The sequence below is a fragment of the Paenibacillus sabuli genome (assembly GCF_014705605.1).
Classification (GTDB): Bacteria; Bacillota; Bacilli; order Paenibacillales; family Paenibacillaceae; genus Paenibacillus_D; species Paenibacillus_D sabuli.
Genome location: NZ_JACXIZ010000060.1, coordinates 1 through 22,605, shown reverse-complemented (window position 1 = coordinate 22,605; position 22,605 = coordinate 1). Strand labels below are relative to the sequence as shown.

Sequence of the window (22,605 nt, the reverse complement as noted above, 5' to 3'; positions counted from 1 at the left end):
ATAATACAAAGCAATTTCGACAGAAAATGACATGGACGCCCGCGAAGTGTGATGATAAACTTTTTAATTGATAAAGATTATCATTTTCAGGGAGGAACACTTCACGATGAAACACAATTGGATCGTATTATTGGCAACGCTGCTTCTTATAGCGGGGGTCTTGGCGGGATGCGGCAATTCGGAAAAGGCAGAAGGGAGCAAGGTCGATACGACAAACACGCAAGCCGCGGGCGACGCCGAAGCTTCGCCGGACAAGCAGGAGGAGCAGGAGGCAGATGCACAGGACGCGACCGATGAGCATACAACCCGCGTCATCGCCCATCAGGCCGGTGAGACTCAGATCAGCGGTACGCCCGAGCGTGTCGTCGTCATGGAATACGGCCTGCTCGGCTCGGTGCTGGCGCTGGACGTGCAGCCGATCGGCTACGCGGACGATGAGCGAATCTCGACGCTGGAGGAGCTGGGCTTCCTGGAGCAGATGGGCGATTATACGCCGGTCGGCACGCGACAACAGCCGAATCTGGAGGTCATTCGCACGCTGAAGCCGGATCTGATCATCGGCGATTATGCCAGACACGCGGAAGTGTACGAGCAATTGTCGGACATCGCGCCGACGATCCTGCTGCCGGACACGAAGGCGACGTATGATGATGCATTGGATAATCATCTGATCATCGGCGAGGCGCTCGGCAAGCGCGAAGAGGCCGAGGCGGCGCTGCAGGCGCACCAGCAACTGCTGGAAGAGACCGTCAAGCTGCTGCCGGCCGACAAGTCCTATGCAATCGTGGCGCTCGGCGACGCGGTGTTCAATATCCGGACGAACAACTTCTTCCAGCCGAGCATGCTGGAGGGCGCGGGTCTGAACTATGCGCTGATCGACGATCAGGGCGAGACCTCGATCAAGGCCAGCATTGAGCAGATGCTGGAGATTGATCCCGATGTGATGTTCGTCACGCACCCGGAGCAGTTGGAGCAATGGGAGGGCGATCCGCTGTTCGCGCAATTGAAGGCCGTACAGACGGAGCAAGTCTATCCGGTGCTGCACAGCAAGTGGTCGTTCGCCCGCAGCATTCCCGGCGCGGATGTCGTGCTGGAGGAACTGCAGCAGCTGGCGCCGTCCATTCAATAAGCGGATGGAGCGCCAGTGGAAAAGGAGCGGATAAGTGGTGAAGGATTCAAGCGGCATGCGTCGCTGGTCGGTCGGATGGCTGGCGGCTGCGCTGGCCGCGCTGCTGACGGGTGCGATGCTGCTCTCGCTGCGGTACGGCACGACACATTATTCGTTATCCGAGATCATCACCGGTCTGTTCATTGACCATTCGAGTCGGGAGGGTCTGATCCTGTCGACTGTGCGCCTGCCGCGTCTGGCCGCGACCGTGCTGATCGGTGCGAGTCTGGGCGTCGCAGGCGCCCTGATGCAAGGCGTCACACGCAATCCGCTCGCCTCGCCCAGCGTGTTCGGCGTCAATGCCGGTGCGGCATTTGCGGTAGTGCTGATGATCGTCTTGTTCCCGGCTGTGCCTGTCCTGTGGCGCGTGTGCGGCGCTCTGATCGGCGCAATCGGGAGCGTGACGCTCGTATTCGCGCTGAGCAAGATCATTCGCTTCGGCAAGCCTGAGGTGAAGATGGCGCTGATCGGCGTGACGATGCAGACGTTCCTCGCGGTCGGTACGCAGGCGCTATTGCTGCTGAACGAGAGCAAGGCCGAGCAGGCGATGTATTGGCTCGCAGGCTCGGTCGTCGGCGTCAGATGGCCCGCAATCGCGATCCTGGCCTGTTGGTGTGCGGTCGGGCTCGCCTTGGCGCTGGGGCTGTCCCGGTCGCTGGCCGCGCTTAGCCTGGGCGACGAGGTCGCCGCCAGCCTCGGGCAGCAGGTGAGGCGCCTGCGCCTGATGGCGGTGTGCGCGGTGGTCATGTTGGCCGGGGCCTCCGTTGCCGTAGCAGGTCCGATCGGGTTCGTTGGACTGATGGTGCCGCATATTGTGCGCTATATGGCAGGTGTGCATTATCGCGTTGTACTGCCGCTGAGCGGATTGCTCGGCGCGCTATTATTGACCGGCGCGGATGTGTGCTCGCGCGCAATCAGCTACCCCGGCGAGACGCCGGTCGGGATCGTGACCGCCTTGATCGGCACCCCGTACTTCATCTATCTGGCTCGGCGCCAAGGGGGGCGGATGTCATGAGCGGTCGGTCAAGTCTTGTGCTGGGCACGCTCGCGCTTGCACTGGCGCTCTGCGGTCTGCTGAGCATGGGACTGGGAGCGGTATACATCCGTGCAGATGACATTCTGGCGGCCCTCCTGGGCAGCGGCGATCCGGATTACCGGGTGATTTTGCTCGATTATCGGCTGCCGCGCGTATTGATCGGCATCCTGGTAGGCGCGGCACTGGCGGTTGCGGGCGTAGTTGTGCAGACGCTGCTGCGCAACGGATTGGCTTCGCCGGGGACGCTGGGCATTACAGCGGGGGCGGGGATGGGCGCAGTGCTCGTCGTCCTGGCTCTGCCGGCGGCGCTGGCGCCCTGGATCTCCCCGGCGGCATTCGTCGGCGCAGCAGCCGTTGCGCTGGCGATCTACGGCATCGCCTACAAGCGCGGGGTCGATCCGGTAAGGCTCACTCTTGTCGGCGTAGCGCTCGGGGCATTCTGCGGGGCGGGCATCGACCTGCTGCTGGTCAAGGGCGACGCCAATCTGGCGACCGCGCTCGTCTGGTTGGCCGGGAGTCTGTGGGGGAGGAGCTGGGCACAATGGGGCGCACTATTGCCTTGGATCGCCCTGCTGCTGCCGCTCGTGTGGTACCTGTCGCTGCGGCTTGATGTGCTCGGACTGGGCCAGCCGATTGCCAAGGGGCTGGGCATGGCGGTTGCGCGGCTGCAGTTTCTCCTGCTCTGCAGCGTGATCGGCCTGGCGGGCTCGTCGGTTGCGGCGGCCGGTACGATTGGATTTGTCGGCCTGATCTGTCCGCATATGGCGGCTTCTCTCGTTGGACGGCGCCACCATGTCCAGCTTCCGGTCGCCGCGCTGCTGGGTGCGATTTTTGTGGTAGGCGCCGATTTTCTCGGACGGATGATCAAGCCCCCGCTCGAGCTTCCGGCCGGGCTGATTATTTCCGCGATCGGCGCACCGTACTTTATTTATTTGATGTGGCGAGCTTCGAAGCGCTGATTACAGACGACATCCATTCCTGGCATACGGGGATGGATGTCGTCTTTTTTGTTGTCATTCTCGTCCACGCCATTCAGTAGCGGGAGGGAGGGGCTGGTTAAATGTTCTTGCGATTACCGGATATACATTCATCTCGGTTAAAAGTAAGATAAGTTAACATGTCGGATGGTTTCACACCGTTTCTCGAAAGGAGATGCAGCACAACTTTTCATTTACAAATAAACGATGCGTGACTATACTGAAAATGAAACCATAGTTTTATTATAATCATGTGGGGAGGCGTACAATGGCGGAGAAAGTGACACGGGAGCTGGACACGCCGTGCGTGGCGGTCGACCTCGATCGGCTCGAAGCGAATCTGCAGCGAACGGCCGCATTGGCAAGCGCGGCGAACATTGGGCTGCGACCGCATACCAAAACGCATAAAAGTGTGCAAATTTCCAGGCGTCAATTGGAACTGGGCGCGGTTGGCATCACGGTTGCAAAGCTGGGTGAGGCGGAGGTCATGGCCGAGGCGGGCATTGCAGATATTGTGATTGCCTATCCGATCGTGGGCGAGTCGAAGCTGAAGCGTCTGGAGCGGTTGCTTCGTCGTATCCGGGTGGCGGTCAGCACGGACAACTATGAAGTTGCGGCGGCTCTCTCCGAGCTGGGCGAACGGCTGGGACGCCGAATCCCGCTATATATCGATGTCAATACCGGACTTAATCGATGCGGCATGGAACCGGGCCCAGAGACGGCTGAGCTGGTGCAGGCGATTTCCGGGCTGCCGGGCGTCTCGGTAGCTGCGCTCATGACACATGCAGGTCACGCCTATGCCGAGTCCGATCGCGAGGGCGCCAGACGCGTGGCCCGCGAGGAGGCGCTGGCGCTGCTGGAGACGGCGGAGCTGATCCGGGGTCAGGGCGCCCCGGCGCCGGGCATTAGCGTCGGCTCCACGCCGACTTCCAAATTCGCGGGCGAGACGCCCGGCGTGACGGAGATGCGCCCCGGCGCCTACGTATTCGGCGATTGCTCTCAGCTATTCGCCGGGCTGATCGAGGAGGAGGAGTGCGCGCTGCGCGTCTATGCGACCGTGGTCAGTACGCCGCGGCCGGGCACCGCGATCATCGACGCCGGCAGCAAGACGCTAAGCAGCGATCTGTGCAAGCACCGGGCGGGCTACGGCTATATCCCGGCCATCCCGGATGCCGTCATCAGCTCGCTCAGCGAAGAGCACGGCATCGTGACGTTGCCCCCTGGCGCGTATTTGCAGATCGGCGACATCGTCGCCCTGATTCCTAATCATTGCTGCACGGTCGTGAATTTGCATGATCGCTTGACAGGGATGCAGGCCGGTCGGCCCGTCTCGACCATCGAGGTCGATGCCCGCGGCCGGGTGCGCTGACGAGGCGTATGATGCGCCTCGCGAATACGAGCACGGCTGGGCGTCTTATGCCCCGCCGGTTCTTCGCTCTTTGCTACGATAGACTTTCAGGAGAGGGGTTTTTCAACCATGTCCAAAGCATTTCAAACGCCGGAAGCGCCGCAGTTCCCGCTGCCGTTCTCCCATGGCGTGCGTGCGGGAGATTTCGTCTATGTCTCCGGTCAAGTCGGCGTCCATCCCGATACGCTGGAGCTGGCAGGGCCCGGAATCGAGGAGCAGACGGAGCAGACCTTCGCGAATATCGCGCTCATATTGGCCACGGAGGGGCTGACGCTGGACCATGTGGTCAAGGTCAATGCCTTCCTGTCCGACGGCGCGGATCTGCCGGCCTACAACGAGGTGTACCGGAGGCTGGTCGCACAACCGTTCCCGTCCCGCACCTCCATTGTCTGCGGCATCGGCGGCTACAAGATTGAAGTTGACGTCATCGCGTATGCGCCTGACACGCGCAGATCGGAATGAGCGGGCTCGCGTCGGCGTCGCTGCGCATCGCGGTAGCCGGCATTGTGCACGAAACGAATTCCTTCGCGCCCGGCACGACGCGGCTGGAGGATTTCCGCGGGGAATGGGTGAGCGGGGAGGAGGACTTCGCGGAGCGATACCGGGATACGCGTACTTCGATGGGCGGCGTGCTGGATGCGGCGCAGACGCAGGCATGCCGACTTCTCCCCGGGCTGTATACGAGTACGACGCCCAGTGCGATGGTCGAGGCGGAGGCGGCGGAGCGTCTGCTCGAGGCGCTGGTTGACTCGGTGGACGAACGAGCACAGGGCTTGGTGCTGATCATGCATGGCGCGATGGTGAGCAGCCAGTACATGGATCCCGAGGGCGAGGCGCTGCGCCGGCTGCGCGCCCGCTTCGGAGCGGACTTCCCGATCGTCATGACGCTCGATCTGCACGCCAATATCTCGTCCGAGATGGCGGGGCTCGCTGACGCGATCGTCGGCTACGACACCTACCCGCATGTCGACATGTATGAGCGGGCAGTCGAAGCGACCGAGCTGCTCGTCCGGACGCTGCGCGGCGAGATCGCGCCGCAGTCGGCGTACGCGCATGCCCGGATGCTGGTCGTCCCGCAGGCGATGCTTACCGCCGAAGGCGCCATGTGCGACCTGATGCAGCAGGCCTTCGAGGCGGAGCATCGGCCGGGGGTGCTGAATGTCACGGTCGCCGGCGGCTTCCCGTACAGCGATGTCGCGTTCGCCGGCATGTCCTTCGTCGTCACGACGGATGGGGATCGTGCCCTGGCGCAGCGCTGCGCGGCGGAGCTGGCGGCGTACGCGTGGGAGCGCCGAGCGGCGTTCACGATCGATTGCGTGCCCCCGCAGCAAGCGATAGCCGAAGCGCTGTCCCATGCCGAAGGGACGGTCGTGCTATGCGAGGGCGCGGACAATGTCGGCGGCGGCGCGCCCGGCGACGCGACACATGTCCTGGCATGTCTGACCGAGGTGCCGGCGCCGGCGCTCTCTGTCATCTGCGATCCCGCAGCGGCCGCGGCGGCCTTTGCGGCAGGAGTGGGAGGGCGCTTTGACGGCGCGGTCGGCGGCCGCAGCGACCGGCTTCATGGCGATCCGGTGCGGCTGACGGGCACGGTACGGCTGCTCAGCGACGGCGCGTACACGCATGTCGGACCGTACATGACCGGTCAGCGGGCGCACATGGGGCGCACCGCGATCGTCCAGTGCGGTCGGCTTACTGTCGTACTGACCTCGCTGCGCACCGCCCCTTGGGATTTGGGGCATGTGCGCAGCCTTGGATTGTGGCCGGCGGATTTTCGCATCATTGTGGCCAAGTCCGCAATTGCATGGCGGACAGCGTTCGGCGCATTTGCCGCGGCGTCGATTCAAGTGGACTCGCCGGGCTGTTGCACCGCCAATCTGAATCATTTTTCATACCGGCGGCTTGTTCGGCCGATTGATCCGCTTGATGCGGAATTCGTGCCGACTGCGTCGTCGAATTCATTGATATCGCATACGAATGGCGATTTTGAGGAGGGACTGTGATGGTGCATGAGCAATCCGCCCGTCATTTTCAGAAATCCAAGCAATACCTGGCCAGCGGAGTATCCAGCACGCTGCGGCTGTCGATGAAGCCGATGCCGGTTTTTGCCGCCGGCGGCTCCGGCGCGACTGTGACGGATATGGACGGCAATCGCTACATCGATTATTTGCTCGCTTACGGCCCGTTGATCCTTGGCCACGCCCATCCGGGGCTGACGGCGGCGGTCTGCGAGGCCGCCGCCAAGGGGGCAACCTACGGGCTGCAGCACCAAGGCGAGATGGAGCTGGCGCAACGCTTGACCGAGGCGCTTCCGTGCGCGGACAAGGTGGCGCTGAGCGGCTCGGGCACAGAGGCGGTCATGCTCGCCTTGCGGCTCGCACGCGCCTATACCGGCAAGACCAAGATCATTCGCTTCGAGGGCCACTATCACGGCTGGGCGGATACGATCTTCACCTCCTTCCCCAGCCCGGATATGCAGCAGTCGGCCTCCGGCCTGCAAGGGCGGAACACGGCCGGGGCGAGCAGCGCCGCCGCGGGCTCGTCGGCCAAGCCGGGTACCAGCGGCCAAAGCGCTGCCGCGCTGGCGGATATCATCGTGCTGCCCTGGAACGACGTTGCCGCGCTGGAGGAGACGCTTCGTCGTCATCACGGCGAGATTGCAGCGGTCATCTCCGAGCCGGTGATGTGCAATTCGGGCTGCATTGCGCCGCATCCAGGTTATTTGCAGCGCATGCGTGAGTTGACAGCAGAGCTGGGCGTCGTGATGATCCTCGACGAGGTCATTACCGGATTCCGTCTTGGTCTGGGCGGCGCGCACGGGCGCTTCGGGCTGCTGCCGGATCTGGTGACAGTCGGCAAGGCGCTCGGCGGCGGCTTCGCCGTCAGTGCAGTCGGCGGGAAGGACGCCATTATGGAGTTAATCGCCGATGGTACGGTCAATCATCTCGGCACGCTCAATGGCAACGGCGTGGCGACTGCAGCGGGAATCGCGACCATACGCGAGCTGGCCGAGGGCGAGGGGGCGGCTTTTGTCCGCATGGAGCGGCTTACCGAGCGCTTGGTGCGGGGCATTCGCGAGCGGCTGGCGGCCTGCGGCATGCAAGGGGTGGTCAATCAATTGGGACCGGTCTTCCACATGATGTTTACGGCAGAATCGGTCGTTGAGAGCTTTGCCGCCTTCGGCAATCGGGATGCGGAACGATACGCGCGTTTCGCCGAGCTGATGCTCGAGGAAGGCGTCATGTTGCGGCCGACAGGACTGTGGTACGTATCAGCCGCCCATGAAGAGGCGGATATCGAAGCGACGCTGCAAGCAATGGACAGAGCGCTCGCCAGACTGGCGCCGACTATAGGAGGGGTAAGATGAGACTCAAGGACAAGCATGCACTGATTACCGGAGCGTCAAGCGGCATCGGCCTGGCGATTGCCAGACGCTTCGCCGAGGAGGGCGCGCGCCTGGCCATCGCCGGGTGGGAGCCGGAGCTGCTGGAACAGGCGGCTCAGTCGCTGGCCGCGGACGGCGCGCACGTCATTGCGCTGCAGGGGGATGTAGGCGACGCCGCGGACGCCAGGCGTATGGTGAGCGAGACGGAGAAGGCGCTGGGCGGGCTCGACGTGCTCGTGAACAATGCAGGCGTATGCCGTCCGGCGGCCTTCCTCGACATGGAGGAGACCGACTGGGACCTGCACATGCGCGTCAATGCCAAGGGCGTCTTTCTCGTCGGCCAGCAGGCGGCGCGGCTCATGGCGAAGCAGGGCGCAGGCTCGATTATCAACATGTCCAGCGTCAATGGTATTCAGGCCGAAGCCGATCAAGCGCACTACAACGCCTCCAAAGGCGCGGTGAATCTGCTCACCATGTCGATGGCGCTGGAGCTGGCGCCGCATGGCATTCGAGTCAATTCGATCTGCCCCGGCTTCATCGAGACGCGGCTGACCAAGCCGCTGATCGACGATCCGCCACGTATCGCGGAATACCTCAAGTCCATCCCGGCCGGCCGTGTCGGCCAGCCGGAGGATATCGCCGCGGCCGCAGTATTCCTGGCTTCGGACGAAGCGCACTATGTCAATGGGCATCGGCTGGTAATCGACGGCGGACAGGTGATCAAGCTTTCGTGAGGAGGAGCAGGAGTGGGACAACAGCCTGAAGCGATTGCCATTGTAGGCGGCAGGGTCGTCCTGCCGGACGGCGTCCTGGAAGACGGCGTCCTGCTGGTGGAGGGCGGCCTAGTCGCCGCCTGCGGACCGGCAGCGCAGGTGAGCCTGCCGGCGAGTGCGCGGCGAGTGGATGCGCAGGGACTGTATGTCGGACCGGGCCTGATCGATATGCATTGCCACGGCGGCGGCGGCGTGTGGGCGTGGGAGGATCCGTACCGGATGGCGCTGGCGCATCTGCGCTGCGGCACGACCGGTATCCTGCCGACAATGGTCTACAACCAGAGCGAGGCCGAGCTGCTGGAGGGGGTGCGCAGGGTACTGAACGTCGGAACGCAGCCGTACAGCGCGGCGATCCTCGGCATCCATATGGAAGGCCCGTACATCAATGCCAAGTATGGCGCCGTCACCGCGCCGATCCGGCCGGTCAACCCGGCCGAATACGAGCGGCTGCTCGCGCTTGCCGGCGCGCGCATCAAGCTGTGGACGCTGGCGCCGGAGCTGGAGGGGCAGCGCGCCTTCGCCGAGGCGGCCGCCGCGCATGGCATCACGCTGTCGGTCGGGCATTCGGAGGCGACGCCGGAAGCGATCTACGATCTGGTGCCGCTCGGCCTGCGCGTCGGGTGCCACTGCACCAACGCCAGCGGCGCGACGCCGTCTCCGAGCCGCTACGGCGGCACCCGCGAGGTCGGCGTCGACGAAGCCGTGCTGGTGCACGACGAGATCTACGCCGAGGTGATCCCGGATCAGGAGGGCGTGCATGTGCGGCCGCTGATGTGCCGGCTCATCCTCAAGACGAAGGGCGTCGACCGGGTCGTCGTCATCACGGATGCGCTCCGCGAGGCGAGCGGCGACGAGCGGGAATCGGATGTGATTGTGGTGGAGGGAGTCGGCCTGTCCGGCAGCCGGCTGACGATGAATCGGGCGCTGCGCAACATGGGACGTCACACGGGCGCGACCCTGCCGGAGCTGTTCAAGATGGGCAGCCTCAACCCGGCCAGGGTGCTCGGCCTGTCCGGCGAGCTCGGCAGTCTGGAGCCGGGCAAGCGCGCCAACGTCGTGCTCGTCACGCCCGAGCTGGACGTGCGGCGCGTCATGCTGGACGGCCGGTTCGTGACGGGGATCGAGGCGGCCCCGGCGCCGTGAGCGCCAGCCGCGCAACGAAAGGAGAAGGGGAATCGAGATGCAGACGATCATGAGCAACGGTCTTCGAATTTCCAGAATGACGCTGGGCACGGTGCAGCTCGGCCTCCCCTACGGCGTCGCCAATCGCACCGGCAAGCCGGACGAGCGGCAGAGCGCCGAGATGCTGGAGGCCGCGCTCGCCGGCGGCGTCAACTGCTTTGATACGGCGCAGATGTATGGGGATTCGGAGCTGATCCTGGGGCGCTGCTTCGCGCATCGCGAGCCGCCGGTGCTGGTCTCCAAGATTGTACTCGAGCTCGAGAAGGAGGAGAACGCAGCCTCCGTCGAGCGCAAGGTATTGGCAGCGCTGGAGCGCTCGCTCGAACGCTTGCGGCTGCGCCGCATCCCGATCATGCTGCTGCATTGGCCGCATGTGCTGCTGCGTCACGGCTCGCTGGTGACCGCGGCGTTCGAGCGGGCTGTGCGGGCAGGCTACGCCGACCAAGTCGGGGTCTCGCTGCCCGCAACCGACGCCCTCGGCTTCGCCGAGCTGTGGCCGACGCTGCGGCATGAGGTGTACGGGGCCGTCCAGATTGCGGCCAATCTGTTCGATCAGCGATTGCTGGGCGAGCCGCTGGAGCTGCTGCGGCAGGCGGGCAAGACGGTGTTCGTGCGCAGCCTGTTCCTGCAGGGGCTGCTGCTGATGGAGCCGGATCGCCTGCCGCCGCATCTGGAGGAAGCGGCGCCCTATTTACGGCAGTTGGCCCGATTGGCCGAGCGGGAGGGGTGCGCGCCGGCAGAGCTGGCGGTCGGGTATGTGCGCGATCGGCCGGGCGTGCACAGTCTGGTCATCGGCGCGGACAATACGAGCCAGGTCGAGGCCAATATTCGGCTTGTCGAGACACCGCCGCTCCGCGAGGAGACGGCTGCGACCGTGGCTCGCTTGTTCGCCGATGTGCCCGATTATTTGATCAGTCCGCATTTGTGGAAATGAATTCTTCTTGAAAATGGTGTTAGTTTAATGTTAACTATTATAACTTTGTAGAGATTGGATTTGGATCATTTTCAAATCTTATATTCGATTTCTTTCCTCGTTAATTCCCTTATGTTACGCTTACATGGAATTTAAAACCCTTGATTTCGCTTACATTATCAGGTGTAAAAAATAATTCTTGAAATCAGCGGAAGGCTAGTGTATAAAATAAATAAAACCATGGTTTCGCACATCGAAAACAAGGGGTGATTGCGCAATTTAAATGTCAACTTATATTACACATTGATAGTTGTTTGAAAGTGACCAATGTCTTTCGATTTTTGCCGTCGTGTCGCCTTCGCCAATACGAATACGGGGGGAAGAGTATGAATTCGATGAAAAAAGCATGGCTTGGGGTACTGTGCGTCGTCTTTTTGGTCGGGCTGCTGGCCGCATGTTCTAATGACAATTCGGGGTCCAATGTGAATTCGAATGCAGGCGTCAACAACAATGGAACGGAAACGACGGGCAACGAAGAACAGCCGTCCGAAGGAGCGTCCGACGGCATCCTGCGGACCGGTCAAGGACCGGCGGACAAATTCAGCGCCGCGTGGGCCGACTACGGCGGTCTGTTCAAAACCCAGGTGTTCCGCAGGCTGCTGATGCTGGACGAGCAGCTGCAGCCGGTCCATTACGATCTCGCGACGGCGTACACGATGTCGGACGACGAGAAGACCTACACCTTCACCTTGCGCGACGACGTCAAGTGGCATGACGGCGAGCCCTTCACGCCCGAGGATGTGAAGTGGAGCCTGGCGATGGCGGTGCAATCGGCGCAAATCAATGCGGTCTTCTCCGGCGCCTTTGGCAAAATCGTCGGGGCGGACGCGCTGAAGGCCGGCGAAGCGGACGAACTGAGCGGCGTCACGATCGACGGCAACACCCTCACGATTGAACTGACCGAACCGGTCGGGGTGTTCCTGCTGACGATGGCGCAATGGCCGCCGTATCCGAAGCACCTGCTCGAGAGCGAGGATCCGGCGACGCTGCATCTGGCCTCCTTCTGGGAGAAGCCGATCGGCAACGGGCCCTACATGCTGACCGAGGTCGTCCCGAACAACTACGCGATGCTGGAGCTGTACCCCGATTACTACGGCACAGCGCCGAAGGTCGAAAAAATCATGCTGCAGACGATCAGCGAGGATCAGCTCGTCACCAAGGCGCAGGCCGGCGAGCTCGATTATATGCCGGTCATGGACCTCAATCAGGCGACCGAAATCGTCAAATCGCCCGATTATGAGGCCAACCCGGTCGACCTGCTGTATGTTCGCTTCCTGATGCCGAATCTGGTCGGGCAGAACGCCACGACCGACGGCAACGACAAGATCGCCGATCTGCGCATCCGTCAGGCACTGCTGCATGCGATCGACCGGGAGTCGCTGGCGGGCATGCTGTACCCGGATCAGGCGGAGGTATTGCAGACGCTCGTGCCGACGGCGCTGCCGGAATACAACGAGGAAGCCGTCGTCTACGACTACAACCCGGAAAAAGCCAAGCAACTGCTGGAGGAGGCGGGCTTCGACTTTAACCAAACGATTCGTCTGCAATATTATTACACGGATCAGCAAACGGTCGATCTGATCGACACCATCAAGTTTTTCTGGGAAGAAATCGGCGTGAAGGTCGAGGCCTCGCTGATGCAGGGCAATCTGCTGGAGCTGATCTATACGAAGCGCGACTATGACTTCCTGTATGCCGGATTGTCGGCGATGGCGTTCGAGGAAGCGTATGGCTTCTTCCACTCAGACGGCATCGGGGTGCAGGTCGTGGGCGCCTCCCCGGACAAGTGGGACCCGCTGGTGGACGAGCTGCGGCGCACGAGCGATCCGGACGACCGGATGGATGTGATCAACCGCCTGCAGGCGATGGAAGCGGAGTTCCTGACGCGGATGCCGTTGTTCTCGATGAAGCAATACGTGATCGTCAACAAGTCCAATCTGGAGACGGCTGGCATCTACGGCAACGAGTGGACGAACTACGACCGCAAGCTGGAAGAATGGAGCATGAAGTAGAGCGACGACAACGAAAGCGGTCCTAAAGGCGCGTAAGGGCGGCATTGGCCTGAGGCGGATGCCGCCCGAAGCGTTTTTGCCCGATATACCCGGAAAGCGGGGTGCGTGATGTGTTCAAATACTTTACCTTTCGGTTTCTTTCAATTATTCCGATGTTACTGCTGGTCATCGTGATTATTTTTGCCGGTCTCCAGTTGACGCCGGGCGACCCGCTCGCCTACATGATTCCGCCCGAGCAGCTCGGCTCCGCCGATTTTGACATCGAGGCGTACAAGAAGGCGATGGGGCTGGACGCGCCGGTATACATCCAGTTTTTTCAATGGTTCGGCGATCTGCTCCAAGGCGAGCTCGGCTTCAGTCTCGTCGACGGCAGCGCGATCAGCAAGATGCTGGCCAACCGGCTGCCGGCGACGCTGGAGCTGGCCTTTGCCGCACTTGCCGTCTCCTCGGTGCTGGGCATCCTGCTCGGTCTGGTCTCGTCGATCAGGCAAAATTCGGCGGTCGATTACGGCAACACCGCGCTCGGGGTGCTCGGCATCTCCGTACCTGAATTTTTCGTCGGCATCATCGCCATCCAGGTGTTCGCCATCACGCTCGGCTGGCTGCCGGTGAGCGGACGCATCGGCTACGGCGACGTCACCTTCTTTGACCGCATCGATTATCTCGTCATGCCCGCGCTCGTGCTCGGCTTCTCGCTGACGGCCGCGCTCATGCGCTATACGCGCGGCACGATGCTCGACGTGCTGGGCAAGGACTACGTCAAGACGGCGCGCAGCAAGGGACTGCCGGAGTGGAAGGTCATCACGAAGCACGCCTTCCGCAATGCGCTGATGCCGGTCGTGCTGCTGCTCGTGTTCCGCCTGCCGCTGCTGATCGGCGGCACGGTCATTATTGAGAGCGTATTCGGCTGGCCCGGCATGGGCGGTATGCTGCTCGACGCGGTGTCGGCCAAGGACTATCCCGTCGTGATGATCTGCACGATGCTGGTCGCGTTCATGGTGCTGCTGGCGAGCTTCCTGGTCGATCTGCTGACGGCGCTGCTCGATCCGCGGGTCCGGTTCGAATGAGGACGTTGCTTACTTGAATAAGGGAGGGAACCGGATATGCAGGCTGCGGAGAAATCCAGTCTCGCTATGCGCAATTGGGAGAAGCTGCGGCGCAATCGGCTGGCGGTGACGGGCTTCGTCATCATCGCGCTGATGTCGCTGGCTGCCATCCTGGCGCCGCTCTTGACGCCCTATGATCCGGGCGCGGTCAATCTGGCCAAGCGCGTGCAGCCGCCGTCCTGGGCGCACCTGCTCGGCACGGACAAGCTCGGGCGCGACGTGCTGGCCCGGCTGCTCTACGGCGCTCGATTGTCGATCGTGATCGGCCTGTGCAGCGCGCTCGGCGGCGCGCTGATCGGCACGGTGCTCGGCTGCTTCAGCGGTTATTTCGGCGGGTGGTTCGACAAGGTGATGCTGCGCGTGTCGGAGCTGTTCATGACATTTCCGCAGATCATTCTGATTTTGATCCTGGTCGTTTTTTTCGGACAAGGCGTGTTCAATCTGATCTTCATCTTCGCCATTACCGGCTGGTCGGGCACGTACCGGCTCGTGCGGGCGCGCTTCTTCTCGCTGCGTCAGGAGAGCTACGTCGAGGCCTGCCGCGCGTTCGGCATCGGCGAAGCCTCGATTATGTTCAAGCACATTTTGCCCAATACGCTCAGCCCGGTCATCGTCTCGATTACGCTGATGACGGCCGGTTTCATACTGGCGGAGTCGGGCCTGAGCTTCCTCGGACTCGGCGTCCCCTCGGGCATCCCGACTTGGGGCAATATCATCAACGCCGCCAAGGCGATCGATGTCATTCAGAACAACCCCTGGCTTTGGATACCACCGGGCGTGACGATCTCGCTGTTTGTGCTCGGGACCAATTTCTTTGGCGACGGCCTGCGGGACGTGCTCGACCCGAATCAATAGACATGCATCTGCACGCGTAAGGAGGGGATGATGGTGGCGAAAACGGACGAACTGCTGCTCAAGGTGGACGAGCTGCACACCGAATTCACGGTCGGCAAGCGCCGCGTGCAAGCGGTCAACGGCGTCTCGTTCGAGGTCAGGCGCGGGCGAACGCTCGGCATCGTCGGCGAGAGCGGCTGCGGCAAGAGCGCGACCGCGCATTCCATCTTGCAGCTGCTGCCCAAGCACGGGGGCATTGCCGGCGGCAGCGTGACGTATTACAAGGACGGCAAGGACATCGCCTTGAGCGCGCTGCCGCGCAACAGCAGTCAGCTGCGCGCGATCCGGGGCAAGGAGATCAGCATGATCTTCCAGGACCCGATGGCCTCGCTCAATCCGGTCTATACGATCGGCAATCAGATCTGCGAGAATGTGCTGCAGCACGAGGCGATCGGCCGCAAGGCGGCGCGCGCGCGCGCCGCGGACATGCTCACCCAGCTCGGCATCCCGCTGGCGGCCTCGCGGCTCGACGACTACCCGCATCAGTTCAGCGGCGGCATGAAGCAGCGGGCGATGATCGCGATGGCGATGATCTGCAACCCGCAGCTGTTGATCGCCGACGAGCCGACGACCGCGCTCGACGTGACGATCCAGGCCCAGATCCTCGAGCTGATGAAAAAGGTGCAGCAGGACTTCGGCACGTCGATCATCCTGATCACGCACAACATGGGGATCGTCTCGGACATGGCCGACGATATCGCGGTCATGTACATGGGCAAGGTCGTGGAGTACGGCACCGTCCGGGAGGTGCTCAAGACGCCGCGCCATCCGTACACGCGCGCGCTGCTCAAGTCGGTGCCGCTGCCGGGTCTGAACAAAAGCGAGCGGCTGGCGACGATTCCCGGCAGCACGCCGGACCCGTCGGAGATGCCGCCGGGCTGTCCGTTCGCGCCGCGCTGCGGCCTGGCCAGCGACGTCTGCCGCGAGGAGCCGCCGGAGGTCGAGCTGGGCGGGCATCACCGCGCCAGATGCTGGCATACGGGAGAGGGGGCGTAAGCGATGGAGCAGGAAGTCATATTGGAAGTCAAAGGCCTCAAAATGTACTACCCGATCTACAGCGGCGTCTTCAAAAAAGTGACAGGCCATGTCAAGGCGGTCGACGACGTCAACCTGTACGTCAAGCGCGGCGAGACGCTCGGCCTGGTCGGCGAGAGCGGCTGCGGCAAGTCGTCGCTCGGTAAATGCCTGGTGCGGCTGCAGCGCCCGACCGGCGGCGAGATGCGCTATCGCTTGCCGGACGGACAGACGCGCGATCTGCTGACGCTGAGCAAGCAGGAGAGCTTCGACGTGCGCAAGCATGTGCAGATTGTCTTCCAGGACCCGTATTCCTCGCTCAATCCGGTCAAGACGATCTATGAGGCGTTCGACGAGCCGCTGCGCAAGCACAAGATGGGCAACAAGGCGGAACGCAAGGCGATCATCGGGCAACTGCTCGAGTCGGTCAACCTGCGGCCGGACTATATGTACCGCTATCCGCATGAATTCTCGGGCGGTCAGCGCCAGCGCATCTGCATCGCACGGGCGCTGTGCATCAATCCGGAGCTGATCGTCTGCGACGAGCCGGTATCGGCGCTGGACGTCTCGATTCAGGCGCAGGTGCTCAATCTGATGAAGGACCTGCAGCAGCGTTTCGGACTGACGTATATCTTCATTGCCCACGATCTGAGCGTGGTGGAGTATATGAGCGACCGCATCGCGGTCATGTATCTCGGCCAGATCGTGGAGCTGGCGCCCGCGGGCAGCATGTACAGCGAGCCGCGCCACCCTTATACCGAGGCGCTGCTGTCGGCGATTCCGATCCCCGATCCGGACGACAGCCGGGAGCGCATCGTGCTGCGCGGCGACGTGCCGAGCCCGGCCAATCCGCCCCAAGGCTGCCGATTCCATACGCGCTGTCCGAAATGCATCGACATCTGCAAGACCGTCCCGCCCGAGCTGCGGCTCGTAGCAGGGACGGAGGATCATTATACGGCATGTCATCTGGTCGAAACCGAGGAGGACGTTCAATGAATGCAAATACCGAAGGTCGGGCGCAGGCCGCGTCTGCGGGCGAGCGCGAGCTGCCGGCCAAGCTTTGCTTTTTCGACGACTACTGGATCGACTTCCGCAAGGGCACGACCCGGCGCTGGTTCCAGCCGGAGGCGGCGGCTTCCTTCCGCGATCCGGACTTCATGGCGACGGTCTATTGCTCGGCGGCCTGGTGCCCGGAGGTCGGCAAGTACCGGCTCTGGTACGAAGCGTCGCCGGATCTGGCCAACGATGCGGTACGTTATCTCTGTCTGGCGGAGAGCGAGGACGGCGTGAACTTCGCGCCCGTGGACGTCAACGATCACCCGGAGCGGCGGATGCGGCGCGTCGTCTTCGACGGCGGCAGCGGACTGCATGGCTCCTCGGTCATCCGCGACCCGCATGATCCCGATCCGTCCCGGCGCTACAAGTGCGCGACGATGATCAATATGGGCGCGCACGGCAACGGCGAATCCTGTCCGGTCATCCTCGCCTTCTCGCCGGACGGCGTACACTGGACGGCGCGCCCGGATCTGGTCGCGCATCCATATACGAGCGACGCGCTCAATACGCTGTATTACAATCCGATCCAGCAGGACTACGGGCTGCTGATGCGCGGCGGCTACGTAGACCGGCGCATCGCGCTGCGGCGCAGCAAGGACATGCAGGAATGGTCCGAGCCGCAGATCATCCTGCATCCGTCGCCCGCCTACAACAGCGACGCCCAGGAGGTCCAATTCTACAGCATGTGGGCCGGCTGGATGGACGGCGTCTTCCTCGGGCTGCTGTGGCGCTACAACACAAGTATGACGGACATGGACTTCACCAAGCTGTTCGGCTATATGGAGACCGAGCTCATCTACAGCTATGACGGCCTGCACTGGATGCAGACGTCCGGCAATCTGGTGGTCGACCGCCCGCTGCCGCCGCAGTACGGCTGCGCGCAGCTCAGTCTGATGGGCATGTATGAGACGAGCGCCGGCGACGCATACATCCTGCACGGCTTCGGCGCCAAATTCATGCACGGCACGCCCGAGAATAACCGGCGCTTGAACGATCGGCTCAATGGCGACAGTTCGGCGACGGTGTTTTACCGGATACGCAAGGACGGCTACTGTGGCATTGAAGGCCTGGCGGAGGGCTCGACGATCATCACCAAGCCGCTGCAGTTCACAGCGGCGGAGCTGACGGTGAATGTGCGGGCCGGGGCCGGCTACGCGCGCTTCGGCATGATGCGCAAGGACGGCAGTTATTTCGACGGCTTTGCATTCGACGATTGCGTGCCGTTCGAGGGCGACGACTGCGCGGCGGTGCCGCAGTGGAAGGAGCGCCGGCTCGAGGAACTGGTCGGGGAGCAGGTGCGGATCGCGATCGAGCTCAATGGGGCCATCTTGCACGCGATCACGCTGGCCGCGCGACCGGACATCGTCAAGCCTCAGGCGAGCTTTGGCAATCCGATGCAGATCGACGACGCAGCGGCCAAGACCGCCTACGCCAAGCAGCAGCAAGACGGCACGATCCCGTTTTGAGAGGAGACCCTATCATGGCTACCAGCGACCGGAGCGTTCGACATGTGAAATTCACGTTTTTTGACAACCGGCTCTATGATTATATCGACGGCTTCACGCGCAAGCTCGGCGAGGCCCGCAAGCACGAGGCCAATCCGCTGATGAAGCCGGAGCTGCCGCATGAGTACAAGCGGCTCCACTATTACGGTTCGGCACTGTACGACGAGGACGAAGGCGTGTATAAAACGTGGTATTCCTCGCATTTTTACGAGAAAGCAATGAGCGAAGCGGACAAGCGGGCCGCTTCATATCTGAATTACGCCTACTCCCCCGACGGCGTGCGCTTCGTACGCCCTGAGCTGGACAAGGTGCCGGGTACGAACATCGTGCTGGGCGAGGAGGACCGCACGCACGGACCGTCGGTGATCAAGGATGACGCCGATCCCGATCCGTCGCGGCGCTACAAGCTGGCGATGGCGCCGTACGGCGGCGATTGCAGCATCTATATGTACGCCTCGCCGGACGGCTTCGCCTGGCGGCAGCTGTTCGACGGGCCGGTCATCAAGGTGCACAGCGACTGCCATATCGGCTTTTATCGCGATCCGGACACCGGGCTGTATCGGATCAGCTTCCGCACGCGCATACCGGACCGGCGCGTATGGATCGCGGAGAGCGCCGATCTGGCGCACTGGAGCCGGCCGGTGCTGGCGATCGAGCCCGATCAGCTCGACGATTGCGACGTCCAGTTCTACGGCATGCAGATGACGCCGTACGGCGCCTATACGATCGGGCTGCTCTCGATGTATTACACCTATGATTACAAGACCGATCCGCGATACAACAAGATGGCCGGCACGATGGACATCCAGCTCGCCTACAGCCGCGACGGCTTCGGCTGGCATCGCTGCATGCAGGGCGAGCGGCTGGTCGGGCTCGGCGCGCCGGGCGAGTGGGACAGCCTGTGCCTGACGCCCTCCTCCACCGTCATCTATCGGCCGGACCGGATGGTCATCTATTACACCGGCTGGCCGGTCGACCACTCGGGCTACGGCTCGCTGCCGTATGACGAGCAGCCACTGGAGTGCATCGGCGCGGCCGAGCTGCGGCCGGACGGCTTCGTCCTGCTCGAGGCGGGCCCGGCGCCCGCCGAGCTGATGACGCGGCCGTTCGCGGTCGAGGACGGCGAGCTGTATGTGAATGCGGCCGTCGCGGCGGACGAGGACGCGCTGGTGGCGGTGGAGCTGTGCGATACGAACGGAGAGGCGCTGCCGGGCTATTCGTACGCCGACCACATCCCGCTGCGCGGCGACGGCATCCAGCCGGTGCAGTGGCGCGGTCAGCCTGATCCGGAGCTGCTGCGGCGGCAGATCATCCGCGTCCGGATGCGCGCGGTCAAGGCGCAGCTGTACGCCTTCGGCTTCCCGCAAGGGGACGATCCGGCTGTCTACTGGCGCTTCAAGGAGATCTCCTGCCTCGATCCGCTGCGCTACGATGTCGCTCCGGCCGAGGAGGGGGCGTCATGAGGGTCGATCAGCTCTTCCGGCTGGACGGACGGACGGCGATCGTCACCGGCGGCGCGGGTCTCTACGGTCGGCTGATCGCGCGGGCGCTGGCCGAGGCGGGCGCCTCGGTCGTGATCGCCTCGCGCGACGAGGCGCGCTGCGAGCAGGCGGCGGCCGAGCTGCGCGAGGAGGGGATGGCGGCGATCGGGCTGGCGCTCGATCTCGAGGACGAGCGCAGCATCGGCGAGCTGGTCGCCGCGGTGCTGCGCCGCTATGGCCGGCTCGACGTGCTGGTCAACAACGCCGTGTCGCGGACCGGGCTGGCCGATCTGGAGCAGACGGACAAGCGCGGCTGGGAGACGGCCCAGGCGATCAACGGCGCCGGATTGATGCTGATGACGCAGGCGGCAGTGGCGCCGATGCGCGAGCAGGGCGGCGGGTCGATCGTCAATATCGCCTCGATTCAGGGCGCGGTGGGCCCGAATTTCCCGGTGTACGGGGATACGGGGATGTCGAGCGGGGTGGAGTACACGTATGCGAAGTGGGGCATGGTCGGCTTCACGAAGTGGGTCGCCAACTACTATGGCGGCTGCGGCATCCGCGCCAATGCGATCAGTCCCGGCGGCTACAATCCGGGGCTCGCGAGCGATCCGGACAAGGCCGTCTTCCTGGAAAATTACAAGCGGCTCACGCCGCTCGGCCGAATGGCGGAGGACGACGATATCAAAGGCCCGGTCGTCTTCTTCGCTTCCGATGCCTCGCGCTACGTCACCGGTCAGAATGTGCCGGTCGACGGCGGCTGGACGAGCTGGTAAGGATGAGCTGGCACGGACGAGACGGCAAAGAGGAACGGGTATGCAGACAGGAGGGTGACGCATGAGTAAGCGTGAGATCGGAATCGGCATCGTCGGCTGCGGATTTTTCGGACGGGAATTCGCACGTCAGATCGGGGAATCGGCGGGCATGCGGCTGGCGGCGGTATACGGCGGACGCAATGCCGCCGAGACGGCGCGCGAGGGCGGCTGCCAACTGGCAGCCAGCGTGGAGGCGCTCGTCGCGATGCCCGAGGTAGAAGCGATTGTCGTCGCGAGTCCGAACCATCTGCACCGCGAGCCGGTGCTGCTGGCCGCGGCGGCGGGCAAGCATGTATTCTGCGAGAAGCCGATCGCGCTGACGGCAGCGGCGTGCGCGGAGATGCTGGCGGCGTGCCGAGAGGCGGGCGTCGTCTTCATGGCGGGGCACATCCTGCGGGTCATGCCGGGCATCGCCCGGCTGCGCGAGCGGATCGAGGCCGGGGCGATCGGCCGGCCGATCGTCGGCCACGCCGAGCGCACCGGCTGGGAGCGCCCGGCCTCGCCGCAGGAATGGAAGAAGGATACCGCCAAGTCGGGCGGGCATCTGTTCCATCACATTCACGAGCTGGACCTGCTGATCGCGATCATGGGGCCCGTCTCGCGCGTCTACACTGCGGGCGGCCGACTGGCGCACCCGGAGGGGCTGCAGGACGACGTGCTGCTGCTGACGCTCGAATTCGCAGGCGGCGGCGTGGGGACGATGCAGTACGGCTCGGGCTTCCGCGCGGGCGAGCACAAGCTCGTCGTCAACGGCACGGAAGGGTATGCGCAGATCGACTTCCAGCGCTCGCGCATCCGCCTCGCGGGTCCGGCGGGCGAGGAGACGTTCGGCTGCAGCCTCGACGAGGATCAGGATCGGGACCGCGCGGCGCTGTACGAGCGGCTCGACGGCGGCGTGATCCACGGCAATCCGTCGCTGCGGCCGCCGGAATTCCTGCGTGTATTGATGAAGCGGGAGATGGAGATCTTCGCGGAGGCGGCGCGCAGCGGGCAGACGCCGGCGCCACTGGCGGCGCTGTTCGACGGCTCGGCGGCGCTGCAATCGGTGGCGGCGGCGGGAGCGGCGATGGCCGCGCTGGACGCGGGCGCGCCCGTGGCGGTCGGCGCCGATCCGGCAGGTCTGGCGGGCGGGAGCGGCGCATGAGCGGGGTCGGCGAAGCGGCGCGCCTGGCCGCTCCGGGAGAGAGCGGCGTCTGGCGCTATGCCGCCCTGCTCCCGCAGCTCGATGCGGCGCATCGGCTGACGCTGGGCGAGGGGAATACGCCGCTCGTGCGCAGCCGCGCGATCGCGCGCGAGCTCGGGCTGCACCGCTTGTACTTCAAGCTCGAGAGCGCCAATCCGACCGGCTCGTACAAGGACCGCATCTCCGCGGTCGGCGTATCGGCGGCGCTGGCCAGGGGCCGCGCCGCGCTGATCGGCACCTCCTCGGGCAATGCCGGCGCCTCCGTCGCGGCCTATGCCGCGCGGGCGGGCCTGCCCTATCATCTGCTCGTGCTGGAGCATGTCGCCGAGGCCAAGATCGGCCAGGCGCTGCTGCACGGAGCTCGCATCCGCAAGATCGCGGGCTTCGGCACGAGCACGGAGGTAGGCGAGCGCGTCTTCCGCTATATCGAAGCGGCTGCGCAGCGCGCCAATTGGGAAGTGATGATCACCGCCTTCCGCTACAATGCGCTGGCGATGGAGGGCGTCAAGACGATCGCCTTCGAGCTGTACGAGCAGCTCGGAGGCCGCGCGCCGGATGCGGTATTCGCGCCGGCCGGCGGCGGCGGGCTGTGCGCGGGCGTCGACCGCGGCTTCGCCGAGCTCGCCGCGCGCGGCCT

20 protein-coding genes are annotated in these 22,605 nt (G+C 63.8%); all 20 read left to right on the top strand.

Annotation, left to right across the window (positions count from 1 at the left end):
- The first annotated feature begins 106 nt into the window (after positions 1 to 106).
- Entirely contained in the window at positions 107 to 1,129 is a 1,023-nt protein-coding gene (locus tag IDH44_RS24105; protein WP_190921385.1) for an ABC transporter substrate-binding protein, read from the top strand.
- 37 nt (positions 1,130 to 1,166) lie between these two features.
- Positions 1,167 to 2,183 carry a FecCD family ABC transporter permease gene (locus IDH44_RS24100; RefSeq protein ID WP_317890251.1) on the top strand — a complete coding sequence of 339 codons (1,017 nt, stop codon included), beginning with the start codon at positions 1,167 to 1,169 and terminating at the stop codon, positions 2,181 to 2,183.
- On the top strand, positions 2,180 to 3,163 hold the full coding sequence (locus IDH44_RS24095; RefSeq protein WP_190921384.1) for a FecCD family ABC transporter permease: 984 nt from the start codon (positions 2,180 to 2,182) through the stop codon (positions 3,161 to 3,163). Before IDH44_RS24100 ends, IDH44_RS24095 begins: the two co-directional genes overlap by 4 nt.
- A 286-nt stretch (positions 3,164 to 3,449) precedes the next feature.
- Positions 3,450 to 4,550 (top strand): alanine racemase, encoded by a 1,101-nt coding sequence (locus tag IDH44_RS24090; protein ID WP_190921383.1) that lies wholly within the window; start codon positions 3,450 to 3,452, stop codon positions 4,548 to 4,550.
- Positions 4,551 to 4,658: 108 nt separating this feature from the next.
- Complete coding sequence (locus IDH44_RS24085; RefSeq protein ID WP_190921382.1) at positions 4,659 to 5,051, top strand: RidA family protein; 393 nt, start codon at positions 4,659 to 4,661, stop codon at positions 5,049 to 5,051.
- The gene (locus tag IDH44_RS24080; RefSeq protein WP_223869993.1) at positions 5,048 to 6,592 is read left to right on the top strand and encodes a M81 family metallopeptidase; all 1,545 of its coding nucleotides are present in this window, start codon (positions 5,048 to 5,050) and stop codon (positions 6,590 to 6,592) included. The genes IDH44_RS24085 and IDH44_RS24080 overlap by 4 nt, the downstream gene beginning before the upstream one ends.
- Positions 6,592 to 7,956 (top strand): aspartate aminotransferase family protein, encoded by a 1,365-nt coding sequence (locus IDH44_RS24075; RefSeq protein WP_190921381.1) that lies wholly within the window; start codon positions 6,592 to 6,594, stop codon positions 7,954 to 7,956. The genes IDH44_RS24080 and IDH44_RS24075 overlap by 1 nt, the downstream gene beginning before the upstream one ends.
- Positions 7,953 to 8,708 carry an SDR family NAD(P)-dependent oxidoreductase gene (locus tag IDH44_RS24070; protein ID WP_190921380.1) on the top strand — a complete coding sequence of 252 codons (756 nt, stop codon included), beginning with the start codon at positions 7,953 to 7,955 and terminating at the stop codon, positions 8,706 to 8,708. The genes IDH44_RS24075 and IDH44_RS24070 overlap by 4 nt, the downstream gene beginning before the upstream one ends.
- Before the next feature lie 12 nt (positions 8,709 to 8,720).
- Positions 8,721 to 9,890, top strand: coding sequence for an N-acetylglucosamine-6-phosphate deacetylase (locus IDH44_RS24065; RefSeq protein ID WP_190921379.1), 1,170 nt, complete (start codon positions 8,721 to 8,723; stop codon positions 9,888 to 9,890).
- 37 nt (positions 9,891 to 9,927) lie between these two features.
- Positions 9,928 to 10,863: an aldo/keto reductase gene (locus tag IDH44_RS24060; RefSeq protein WP_190921378.1), complete on the top strand. Its 936-nt coding sequence runs from the start codon at positions 9,928 to 9,930 to the stop codon at positions 10,861 to 10,863.
- Between the two features lie 374 nt (positions 10,864 to 11,237).
- Positions 11,238 to 12,914 (top strand): ABC transporter substrate-binding protein, encoded by a 1,677-nt coding sequence (locus IDH44_RS24055; protein ID WP_190921377.1) that lies wholly within the window; start codon positions 11,238 to 11,240, stop codon positions 12,912 to 12,914.
- Positions 12,915 to 13,024: 110 nt separating this feature from the next.
- Positions 13,025 to 13,981: an ABC transporter permease gene (locus tag IDH44_RS24050; protein WP_317890250.1), complete on the top strand. Its 957-nt coding sequence runs from the start codon at positions 13,025 to 13,027 to the stop codon at positions 13,979 to 13,981.
- 36 nt (positions 13,982 to 14,017) lie between these two features.
- Positions 14,018 to 14,875, top strand: coding sequence for an ABC transporter permease (locus tag IDH44_RS24045; RefSeq protein ID WP_223869992.1), 858 nt, complete (start codon positions 14,018 to 14,020; stop codon positions 14,873 to 14,875).
- A 27-nt stretch (positions 14,876 to 14,902) separates the two neighbouring features.
- Positions 14,903 to 15,910, top strand: coding sequence for an ABC transporter ATP-binding protein (locus tag IDH44_RS24040; RefSeq protein WP_223869991.1), 1,008 nt, complete (start codon positions 14,903 to 14,905; stop codon positions 15,908 to 15,910).
- 3 nt (positions 15,911 to 15,913) lie between these two features.
- On the top strand, positions 15,914 to 16,924 hold the full coding sequence (locus tag IDH44_RS24035) for an ABC transporter ATP-binding protein (protein WP_190921376.1): 1,011 nt from the start codon (positions 15,914 to 15,916) through the stop codon (positions 16,922 to 16,924).
- A complete protein-coding gene (locus IDH44_RS24030) occupies positions 16,921 to 18,450 on the top strand; it encodes a glycoside hydrolase family protein (protein ID WP_190921375.1) in 1,530 nt (509 codons plus the stop codon). The genes IDH44_RS24035 and IDH44_RS24030 overlap by 4 nt, the downstream gene beginning before the upstream one ends.
- A gap of 14 nt (positions 18,451 to 18,464) precedes the next feature.
- The gene (locus IDH44_RS24025) at positions 18,465 to 19,952 is read left to right on the top strand and encodes a glycoside hydrolase family protein (protein WP_190921374.1); all 1,488 of its coding nucleotides are present in this window, start codon (positions 18,465 to 18,467) and stop codon (positions 19,950 to 19,952) included.
- Positions 19,949 to 20,746 carry an SDR family NAD(P)-dependent oxidoreductase gene (locus tag IDH44_RS24020; RefSeq protein ID WP_190921373.1) on the top strand — a complete coding sequence of 266 codons (798 nt, stop codon included), beginning with the start codon at positions 19,949 to 19,951 and terminating at the stop codon, positions 20,744 to 20,746. Before IDH44_RS24025 ends, IDH44_RS24020 begins: the two co-directional genes overlap by 4 nt.
- 61 nt (positions 20,747 to 20,807) lie before the next feature.
- On the top strand, positions 20,808 to 21,929 hold the full coding sequence (locus IDH44_RS24015; protein ID WP_190921372.1) for a Gfo/Idh/MocA family protein: 1,122 nt from the start codon (positions 20,808 to 20,810) through the stop codon (positions 21,927 to 21,929).
- Positions 21,926 to 22,605, top strand: a 680-nt coding sequence (locus tag IDH44_RS24010) for a pyridoxal-phosphate dependent enzyme (RefSeq protein ID WP_190921371.1), incomplete at its 3' end; no start/stop codon positions are given. The genes IDH44_RS24015 and IDH44_RS24010, both read left to right, overlap by 4 nt.

Bases quoted from the DNA above. Each gene is read 5' to 3' on its own strand.
- IDH44_RS24015 (WP_190921372.1), top strand. From the start codon at position 20,808: ATGAGTAAGCGTGAGATCGGAATCGGCATCGTCGGCTGCGGATTTTTC.
- IDH44_RS24020 (WP_190921373.1), top strand. From the start codon at position 19,949: ATGAGGGTCGATCAGCTCTTCCGGCTGGACGGACGGACGGCGATCGTC.
- IDH44_RS24055 (WP_190921377.1), top strand. From the start codon at position 11,238: ATGAAAAAAGCATGGCTTGGGGTACTGTGCGTCGTCTTTTTGGTCGGG.
- IDH44_RS24075 (WP_190921381.1), top strand. From the start codon at position 6,592: ATGGTGCATGAGCAATCCGCCCGTCATTTTCAGAAATCCAAGCAATAC.
- IDH44_RS24035 (WP_190921376.1), top strand. From the start codon at position 15,914: ATGGAGCAGGAAGTCATATTGGAAGTCAAAGGCCTCAAAATGTACTAC.
- IDH44_RS24025 (WP_190921374.1), top strand. From the start codon at position 18,465: ATGGCTACCAGCGACCGGAGCGTTCGACATGTGAAATTCACGTTTTTT.
- IDH44_RS24090 (WP_190921383.1), top strand. From the start codon at position 3,450: ATGGCGGAGAAAGTGACACGGGAGCTGGACACGCCGTGCGTGGCGGTC.
- IDH44_RS24030 (WP_190921375.1), top strand. From the start codon at position 16,921: ATGAATGCAAATACCGAAGGTCGGGCGCAGGCCGCGTCTGCGGGCGAG.
- IDH44_RS24105 (WP_190921385.1), top strand. From the start codon at position 107: ATGAAACACAATTGGATCGTATTATTGGCAACGCTGCTTCTTATAGCG.
- IDH44_RS24060 (WP_190921378.1), top strand. From the start codon at position 9,928: ATGCAGACGATCATGAGCAACGGTCTTCGAATTTCCAGAATGACGCTG.
- IDH44_RS24070 (WP_190921380.1), top strand. From the start codon at position 7,953: ATGAGACTCAAGGACAAGCATGCACTGATTACCGGAGCGTCAAGCGGC.
- IDH44_RS24080 (WP_223869993.1), top strand. From the start codon at position 5,048: ATGAGCGGGCTCGCGTCGGCGTCGCTGCGCATCGCGGTAGCCGGCATT.
- IDH44_RS24045 (WP_223869992.1), top strand. From the start codon at position 14,018: ATGCAGGCTGCGGAGAAATCCAGTCTCGCTATGCGCAATTGGGAGAAG.
- IDH44_RS24040 (WP_223869991.1), top strand. From the start codon at position 14,903: ATGATGGTGGCGAAAACGGACGAACTGCTGCTCAAGGTGGACGAGCTG.
- IDH44_RS24085 (WP_190921382.1), top strand. From the start codon at position 4,659: ATGTCCAAAGCATTTCAAACGCCGGAAGCGCCGCAGTTCCCGCTGCCG.
- IDH44_RS24095 (WP_190921384.1), top strand. From the start codon at position 2,180: ATGAGCGGTCGGTCAAGTCTTGTGCTGGGCACGCTCGCGCTTGCACTG.